This is a genomic window from Desulfomarina sp. (genome assembly GCF_054039375.1).
Genome location: NZ_JBPLBA010000194.1, coordinates 1 through 9,244 on the forward strand (window position 1 = coordinate 1; position 9,244 = coordinate 9,244).

At 47.0% G+C, this 9,244-nt stretch carries 8 protein-coding genes; 2 read left to right on the forward strand and 6 right to left on the reverse strand.

All coding sequences use genetic code 11. The features are described 5' to 3' along the window. Positions 1-29: 29 nt before the first annotated feature. From ACXLDX_RS11235 to ACXLDX_RS11250, 4 genes are all read right to left on the reverse strand, one after another. Positions 30-920: a DMT family transporter gene (locus ACXLDX_RS11235; RefSeq protein ID WP_457577275.1), complete on the reverse strand. Its 891-nt coding sequence runs from the start codon at positions 918-920 to the stop codon at positions 30-32. Between the two features lie 46 nt (positions 921-966). Beyond that, complete coding sequence (locus ACXLDX_RS11240; protein ID WP_457577276.1) at positions 967-1,185, reverse strand: MoaD/ThiS family protein; 219 nt, start codon at positions 1,183-1,185, stop codon at positions 967-969. Further along, positions 1,179-2,876, reverse strand: a complete 1,698-nt coding sequence (locus tag ACXLDX_RS11245; RefSeq protein ID WP_457577277.1) for an aldehyde ferredoxin oxidoreductase C-terminal domain-containing protein — start codon at positions 2,874-2,876, stop codon at positions 1,179-1,181. Before ACXLDX_RS11245 ends, ACXLDX_RS11240 begins: the two co-directional genes overlap by 7 nt. A 397-nt stretch (positions 2,877-3,273) precedes the next feature. Then, complete coding sequence (locus ACXLDX_RS11250; protein ID WP_457577278.1) at positions 3,274-5,718, reverse strand: heavy metal translocating P-type ATPase; 2,445 nt, start codon at positions 5,716-5,718, stop codon at positions 3,274-3,276. A gap of 448 nt (positions 5,719-6,166) precedes the next feature. Between ACXLDX_RS11250 and ACXLDX_RS11255 the strand changes: the two genes are divergently transcribed. Then, positions 6,167-6,364, forward strand: coding sequence for a heavy-metal-associated domain-containing protein (locus tag ACXLDX_RS11255; RefSeq protein ID WP_457577279.1), 198 nt, complete (start codon positions 6,167-6,169; stop codon positions 6,362-6,364). Positions 6,365-6,620: 256 nt separating this feature from the next. Here ACXLDX_RS11255 and ACXLDX_RS11260 read toward each other — a convergent pair whose 3' ends face one another. Next, positions 6,621-7,055 (reverse strand): hypothetical protein, encoded by a 435-nt coding sequence (locus ACXLDX_RS11260; RefSeq protein WP_457577280.1) that lies wholly within the window; start codon positions 7,053-7,055, stop codon positions 6,621-6,623. A gap of 222 nt (positions 7,056-7,277) precedes the next feature. Then, positions 7,278-8,060, reverse strand: a complete 783-nt coding sequence (locus ACXLDX_RS11265; RefSeq protein WP_457577281.1) for a hemerythrin domain-containing protein — start codon at positions 8,058-8,060, stop codon at positions 7,278-7,280. Between the two features lie 215 nt (positions 8,061-8,275). Here ACXLDX_RS11265 and ACXLDX_RS11270 point away from each other — a divergent pair. After that, positions 8,276-9,244: Crp/Fnr family transcriptional regulator (locus ACXLDX_RS11270; RefSeq protein ID WP_457577282.1), on the forward strand; the 969-nt coding region annotated here is incomplete at its 3' end.

The window sequence follows — 9,244 nt, forward strand, 5'->3', positions numbered from 1 at the left end:
CTGTTATAAAGGGACTGTAGAAAACCGGTTCAACCTTTTTTGCGATTAATGATGGCAATACCAAGAACAATAAAAACAATCGAACCGAGAAGAGAAAACGTCAAAGGCTCCCCCAGAAGAACAACTCCGAAAAAGACACCTGAAACAGGCATGATAAAAACGTAGGAATGAATCAGCGCTGTACCATATTCGCTGACCAGAGTATTCCAGGCAATATATCCAAATGATGCAGTTATAAAGGATTGATAAAAGAGTGAGAGACCGATTGACAGATCGACATGGCGGATCATGCCGTTATCGAAAAACCATCCGGCAAGAAAAAGGCAGGGAACAGCAAGAAGCATCGGATAGAGCGTCACCAGCACCGGATTGGTCGTGGATATTATCCTTTTGATGTAGACCGCGTTTACCCCCCAGAACAACACCGCGCAGAAAATGATAAAATCACCACTTCTGACGGAGGCATCCACCGCCTGTGTATCGAAAACAAGGACCAGAACACCGGTGAACCCAAGAACAACCCCAAGGGCCTTTCCTGCGGTCACCCGCTCTCCGGGAATAAAGAAATGGGCCAGAAGCAGAACGACAAAGGGAAGGAAATTGGCAATAAGAATCCCATGCGAGGCAGTGGTTCTGCTCAGACCAGTGTAAAACAGGGCAACCTGCGCTGTAAAAAGAAAAGAGACAACCAGGAGTCGGTATGCCTGCCCCCTGCTGACCCGAAGAGACCTCCCGGTAGAGACAGCCCAGATGGAAATAACAATGGCAGCCAGACCAAAACGGAGCCCCGCGCAACTGAAGACACCAATACCATTAAAAGTGATCTTTACAGCTACCGCATTTGCCCCGAAAAGTGTGGAGAGAAAGACTGTAAAAAGAGATGCCTTGAAAGGGAGTTCGGATTTTTCCTTTATCTGCATTGAAACACATTACCAGAGCTCTCTCTCCCCTGTCAAGGAGCAACAATTATCCCCCTGAAATTGCGGGGAATATATCAATCTCATCCCCATCATCAACCAGTTGATCCCCGGAGACAACCTTCCCCCGGCAGACGGCGATATAACCGCCGGGATCAACCCCCTTTTCCGCATTGCAGCGGTCCAGAAGAGTTTGCAGCCGCAGAGGTTCTGAAAGGGGAATCTCAACCTCTCCCCTTTCAGTCAGTTTGAAGTTTAACTTTACCATTGACGGGCAAGAGCGCTTTCCTCATCGGTAATATCCATTGTTTCACCGGTCTCGGCCTGCGCTTCCTCATAAAACGTTTCGGTAAAACGATAATCCAGAGCTGTTATTCCGGCATCCGTATTGAACTGATGTTCAATACGAAGAGTTTCTTTAACCAGATCATCAAATTCATCCGGACTGATTTCCACATTATAAAAAGCCCTGATCAGGTCAAGAAGAGGGGTCATATCATTACGGACGGAATAGCGGACAAAATTACACATGCCCATGGCATCCATCCGGGAGCCGATCACCTGGAATTTTTTTGACAATTCAACTTTGCCCTCCTTTGATGCAGGCACTTCCTCGTCGCGGAGGGTAAAACCAAAAGTATGGTCGGCACCCATGGGGTTGGAGAGATAGGTCATGGCCATTCCCTTCGTTCCCCGGGGTTCGTAAGCAGGAATGGCCTGGCCGAGAACGTGGGGAGCATGACGAACTCCCAGGACTTTGGCTGCAACCTTGCAACCGGAGGCCAGAATTCTCCCCAGAGGAGTTATATCACGCACTTCTTCCATGAAACTGATCACTGCCTTTTCATCTCCAAATTCGGCCAGGCCCGCTTCCATCGCCACCCCGATCGCCGCACCCACATCCAGGGTATCAACTCCGGCATCGTTGGCAATTCTGTTCATCTCGGCAATGATATCGAGATTTTTGAGACAGAGGTTGGAACCCATCAGAGCCATGGTCTCATATTCAATGGGAGAACAGAGAAGTTTCCCATCCTTGTCCGGATAGACGTTAGAACACTGAATTGCACAGGGATGCATACAGGCATGGCGGGTCTTTCCCTCGCCTCCCCTTTCCTTGATTATATCGTACATGGCCTGGGCATTTATTTTTTCGGCGCCGTCCATGGTCCCATGGGTAAAATTCCTGGTTGGCAGAACCTTGAGGGATTGACAGATATCCACCATGGCCGCAGTTCCGTACTTGGTGAAAAGGGACGAGACCGGATTGTCTTTCAGTAACTTGACAATACGTTTGCTCCCCTCCTTAAAAGTTTCCGGATCGGCCATATCCGGCTGCACATCTCCGTCATCAAGAATGACCATGGCGATGACACGTTTGGAGGCCATCACGGCCCCCAACCCACCCCGTCCAGCATAACGTGAACAGACGCCATGGGGATCGGAACAGGCAATACCACTTGCCAGCAACAGGTTTTCAGCAGCAGGACCGATGGTTATACACCCGGCTTTTCGACCATATTTTTCCACGAGCAGATCGGATTTTTCATATACCCCTTTTCCAGAAAGAAAAGTTCCATCTTCAAACTGAACCCCGTCTTTACCGACAACGACGATTTTCCATTTGCTCTCTTTCCCAGGTGCATCTTCCAGGGCTATACAACGTAATCCCTGCCGCGCAATACGTGTACCGACAATACCACCGGCATTGCTTTCCTTAATTCCACCCGTGAGCGGGCTCTTTGCCCCGATACTGAGCCTGTCAGAACTGGATACCGTGGTACCCGCAAGCACACCTGTACAGAAAAAAAGTGTGTTCTTCCGGCCAAACGGATCGCAGGTGGGTGGAATTTCCCGGCTGACCAGACGGGAGGAGAGAGTTCTTCCCCCGAGCAGATATTCTTTACCGGAAAAACTCTCTTTCCGGCTTTCACCGGTTACCGTATTTATCCTCAACATGGAAAACATCCCGCTCCTCCATTTTTTCATTGGCAAAATGCCAGATCTAATCAATTAATCCGTAACTGCTCACAGGGACAACAACTCTATGACTTTACCTGAATCCTGTAATCGACAAGTTCGAGATTTTCCTTACCTGCCGGAAATGCGAGGTTCAATGGTAAACGTATCAGCATAGTTCAAGCTATTGATGACGGAGCAGGCAAGCGAGTCTGCAAAATTCCGAATTCAGTGAAATTACAGAACATAATATTATAATTTTCACATATCTTCAATCTGTTACAGATGGATAAATATGGATACAATAATTGTATATAAAAATAGTATACAATGCAAGGTATATTTTCTCCAGACTCAACCTACTCTGGATGATACCACCTTAACCTCAAGGCATTAGTCACAACGGAAACGGAGCTGAAGGCCATGGCGGCCCCCCCACCATGGGATTCAGAGTCGGCCCTCCGAAAACTGCAAGGACTCCCGCCGCAACGGGAATACCAACCACATTATAGGCAAAGGCCCAGAAAAGGTTCTGCCTGATATTGGTCATGGTAGCCCGGCTCAGACCGATGGCTGTAGAAACCCCTTTAGGGTCCCCATGCATCAGAACGATATCAGCCGACTCAATGGCCACATCAATACCGGTTCCCATGGCAATTCCGACATCCGCCCGTGTCAGAGCCGGAGCATCATTGATTCCGTCACCCACCATGGCAACAAGCTGCCCCTTTTCCTGTAACCTGACCACTTCCTGCTCCTTGCGGTCAGGCAGTACTCCTGCTATCACCCTGTCGATTCCCACCTGCCGGGCTATGGCCCGGGCAGTCACCTCATTGTCTCCTGTCAACATAACCAGGTCAAGCCCCATGGCTTTAAGGTCGGATATAGCGGCCACAGCCTCTTTTTTAACGGGATCAGCAATTGCAAGCAGGGCGGCAAAATCTCCATCAACACTCAAATAGAGCACAGTCTTGCCGTCAGCAGCCCATCCTTTTGCTTTTTTTTCCAGATCAACATCGAGTCCTTTTACATTTTTTTCCTGCATGAGTGTACTGTTACCGAGCAGAATACTGTATTTCACACCTCCACTCTCCAACTCAGCCTCAACACCTCTGCCGGTAATGGATGTGAAAAATACAACCTCGGGAAGGGACAGTGATTTTTCACGGGCAGCACTGACCAGGGACTCAGCCAAAGGATGCTCAGACTGCATTTCCGCTGCCGCCGCAAATCCAAGTGCCATTTCTTTCCCAAGGGAACCACTGAGATAAACATCAGTTAAAGTCGGTTTACCTGCAGTCAGGGTTCCGGTCTTATCAAAGACAATACAGTCCACTTTTCCGGCAAGTTCAAGAACTTCTCCATTTTTGACAAAGACACCCAGTTGCGCACCCCGGCCGGTTCCCACCATGATGGAAGTCGGTGTGGCAAGCCCCATGGCGCAGGGACAGGCAATAACCAGAACGGCAATGAAAATACGAAGTGAAAATGTAAAACCAGCATCACCTATAACATACCAGGAAACCCCGGAGACAGCGGCAATGATCATCACTGTCGGCACAAAATAAAGACTGATTCTGTCGGCTAAGTTGGCGATAGGAGCTTTTGAACCCTGTGCTTCGCGTACGAGTTGAACAATCCTGGCCAACATGGTATCCTCCCCCACTTTTTCCGCCCGCAGGGTCAATGCACCATTCCCGTTCAATGTGCCTCCGAGAAGCTGGTCGCCAACCTTCTTTGCCACAGGCAGACTCTCACCCGTCAGCATAGATTCATCAACGCTTGACCTTCCATCGACAATAACCCCATCCACAGGTACACGTTCCCCCGGCTTTACAAGAAGCAGATCACCGGTCCGAATAGCTGAAACAGCAATTTTCCGTTGCCCACCTTCTTCAAGGAGAATGGCTTCCTCCGGGGCAAGTTCCATCAACTGGCGGATAGCATCAGTGGTTTTGGCCTTGGATTTGGCTTCAAAATATTTTCCGAGAGAAACAAGGGCAATCAACATGGCCGCTGATTCAAAATAAAGATCTTTTGCCCTGGCAACAGTATCGATTCCCAGGCCAATTTCCACAAGATTCCAGGTGGAATAAATAAAGGCCGCCCCCGTACCCATGGCAATAAGGGAATCCATATTGGGAACACCTCGAAAAAACGCGGGAACGCCGTTGATATAAAAATTCCTTCCCATCCAGAGGACCGGAAGAACAAGTACGAACTGGACCAGGGCAAAATTAAATGGCGAAATTCCGGGGTCAAGAAATTTGGGTAGCGTAATTCCAACCATATGCCCCATGGAGATGAAAAAAATCACAGAAGCCAGAAGAAAAAGAGGCAGAAGCCGCCGTCGCATGGTCTGCAGTCTTTCCAGCGCCCCTTCAAGCTCTTCCTCCCTGTCACCTGCTACTTCAGTGGCGCCAAAACCGAGACCGTCAATATTCCGGGTGATATCATCAACGGAAACAAGGGTGGAATCAAAACGGATCCGGGCTTTTTCAGTTGCCAGATTGACACTGCACTCGTCAACTCCTTCAAGGCCACCTATTACCTTTTCAATACGAGCGGAACAGGCAGCACAGTGCATTCCGGAAATGGCCAGTTGAACTGTTCCGCCGGTTTCAGGCAGAACAAGTTCAAACCCTATCCTGCCCACAGCCTCTTTTATTTCATTTATTGAAAGCTGCTCCGGGTCGTATTCCAGCGACAGCTTTTCCATTGCCAGATTAACAACAGCATTGTCAACACCCTCCAGGTTGCTCAATATCTTTTCAATCCGAGCGGAACACGCTGCACAGTGCATCCCTTTTACCGGCATCTGCAGTTTTTCTGTTCCTGCCATGGCATAACCTTTTGTTGGAAGTAATTCCCCACAAATTCCCCGGCTTTTCATCGTCCTTTTTGTCCGCACAGGTAAACTATGCGGAACAAAAGAACCTGTAAAATCTGTGGCACGTGAGCAATTACAGTTCAGAAGTAATAAAACACAGAGTTGTTAACCCTGTGACCAGTCAGTAGTTAAAATTATAATTTTTCCGATTGCCAATCGGGCTGAGTTTCATGGATAACCAGGTAATATTCAGTCTTCAATCCATGACCGCTTTGTGACTTGCCATTTACGGTATCCTTGAAAACAAAATTTCATTTCATGGGTAATTGAAAATAAAGATTAAAATGGATACTGTAAAGACACTTGACATAACCTCTGTTGTTATTACAACTTTTACTATAATGCTTTTCCAGGGTACACAAAAACCCTGATCCATCCCCCATTTTTCGGAGACTGTTTTATGGAAACGATAAAAATAAAAGGAATGAGCTGTAACCACTGTACAGGTTCCGTGCAGAAAACGCTGGAAGGAATTGCAGGTCTCTCCCAGGTATCGGTAGACCTGAAAAAAGGAGAAGCTTCTTTTAAGAATGATGGCGTCAGCAGAGATGACATTTCTGCAGCCATCAAGGCAATCGGTTTTGAAGCAGTTTCATGATCTACCGGAATCCTTGACGGCTTTGTGACCTCCCTGTTGATTTTTTCAACACACCGGTATAACTGCATTCACGATACTGTCAAGGATTCAAAGCAGGCATATAGTCCGGCACAACAACCCCACGCCTTAATTCAAAACAAGACCTGATTTACCCATGATGAAACTCAGCCCGACAATTATGAGCCTGTAAATGTGCCTGCTTTGTCAGGCTGGCCTGAGGTCAAAAATCCCTGAACATCTCAATTCATGACAGGTACTACCTCATTTTTCGCCACCCTTCCTCGATAAACCGCTTTTCCCGGGCAAGCCCCCACTCCTTCATGGCATTTACATAGGCGAGAATATCAGTTTTTGCCAACTGTTGAATTTCTTCTCTTTCCCTGTTTCTTCTTCTGGTGTCATCCGGAGTAATTCCAACCCAGGTCACATAACCGGCATCAAAAACCCAATCAGCGGTGAGGCTGTCTGCAGGCATACCGAAAGTGGAAGCGTGTGAACGGACAACATCCATATCAAGTTCAAGGATCCAGCCATTATCCCAGATATTCCCAGGTTTATCCCTGTCTTTATCCCGGCTGCATTCAGGACAGAAAAGCCCGGTCACCGAATTTTCTCTGAGAACCATTTTACCGAAGAAAAGTTCGGCACTGTTTCTGCCACACCGGCATGTTAAACAATAACTTTCACACATGATTACATGTCTCCAACGTACATTGAAAAATCTTAAATTTAGATGTAATTACTCACAGGTACACCAGCTTTTCACGGTCTCTTTCGTCCGCATAGGTAGGTAAAAGCGAAGAAGAACCTGCAAAAATCTGCACCACCTGTGAGCAATTACAGTTCAGAGGTAATAAAATCATATAATTGCTACCCCTGTGAGTAGTTACATTAAGATATCTGTTTCTTCTGTTCAGGAAATGAACCGTTGTTCCAGGTTGTCAAGAAAAAGCTCATACCTGTCGGGATCAATTCCGGCTTCCTTATCTTTTGCAATAAACTTCTCAGCAATCTCTTCAATCTGTACGGCTGTCAGCTCCCTGTCCAGCCAGGGAAAAAGTATCTCGTCTTCTTTTTTAATATGTTCAGTCAGCAGCGATCGGTAGGCGAGAAGATGTTCCTTCAGAGTCCCGACGTCTGATGCTTCCAACGAGGTGAGCATATCCTTGACAAGCCTGCGGGCTTCCTTATGATCCCGATAGATAACCTGGAAAATTTCCGAGCTGTCATCAAAATACGCAAACAGAACATCCTCTTCCTTTCCATGATGAATCTTGTCGGCATAAGATTGAATTAGATCAATACCATCCCGTACAAGTTCCTGTCCCTCTTCAGAATGCAGATCCATGCTCTCCACCACAAACGGAATCAGAGCCAGCCAGCGCTTGATCTGCACATGTTCACCAACCAACTTCTGCATGGGCAGGGAATGAAAAACCCGGACCTTTCTGTCTTGCAGCACTGTTGTCTCCCCGGATACCTGAATATTTCTTTCGGGATAAATTACAGACTCAATGCGAAGCATCAGCTCCCGTTCCTGTTCCGGCTCCATCTGATGAATCTCTAGGATATCCTTTAATTGACACATCCCCACCGTACATGGTCCACAACCGATACCGTATTGTTCAAGTACAGCTCCAACCTCGGGAAATTCTGCTATTATTTCCTTGATACCTTTATTTTCGTATTTTTCCATATAAATGATTCCTTTAATATATAGCCGACATGCTGCTGCGACCGGCAGGTATACATACACTGTAAGGATATATGAGATAAATAAAAGGGACTTTGATTTACATCAAACAACACAAAAATTGTTTTTTCAGCCACAGATTTTGGAAATCAACGATTTCAGGTATAATAAAAAAAACCTTCCAATGCTCAACACCTGTATTACGGGAGAAAAACGATATGGCCACACCATCAGAACCCATCCCACCTGAACAGGATCTCACCCGACAGACTGAAAAAATCTTCCATGCCATTAAAACCTCCCTTGATAACAATGATATCATCCGTGCCGAAACATTGCGGGAAAAACTGCTTGAAATAAACCCCATGGCCCTCAGCGAAATTATCAAATCGGCCGAACTGATTGAAAACGCAAAAACTGCCAACAGAGACCGGGATCATTTTGCAGTCTGGGATAAGCTCTACAGCACGCTTTCCGAAGAAGAGCAGAACTGCCTGTTCTACAGCCTGAAAAAGGTCATTGTGCCACGCGGGAAAATACTGCTGGCCAAGGGTTCATTCAACAACCGGCTCTTTTTCATTGACAGGGGAAGGGTCTCCATCTGCCAGCCAAAAGGGAACAGACATTCTGTCCTGGCCCAACTTGGCAGGGGAGACATTCTGGGGGAATATACCTTTGCCACCATCGCTCTCTGCAGTGCCACAGCTGTAACCAGCTCGGAAGTACAACTGATGGTCCTGGAAAACACAGCGGCTACCGACTGGAATGAAACTTACCCTGAGCTCTATGACAAACTCATCGACTACTGTATGAAAAACGGTCAAATCGATGAAATCCTCCGCAGGAAAAAATCTGATAAACTGCATGCCACCAGGTACACTTTGTCAGGAGAAGTAACTGCATATCTATTGGACAAAAAAGGGAAAAAGACCAAAACACATTTTCGAGGCAGTCTCTCGGAACTGTCGGTATCCGGAACCAGTTTCGGCATCAGGTGCTCCAGCAGGGAAACAGCACGAGCTCTCCTGGGGAAATACCTGCTCCTCAACTGCAAATTCAACAGGGAAGAAACTGTGTTAAAAACACTTGGCAAAATTGTTGAGGTGAGTTTCCACCTTTACAATGACTACACCCTGCACATTCAGTTTCCCACCAGACTGGAAGAAAAAGAAATTGTAAAATTCTGC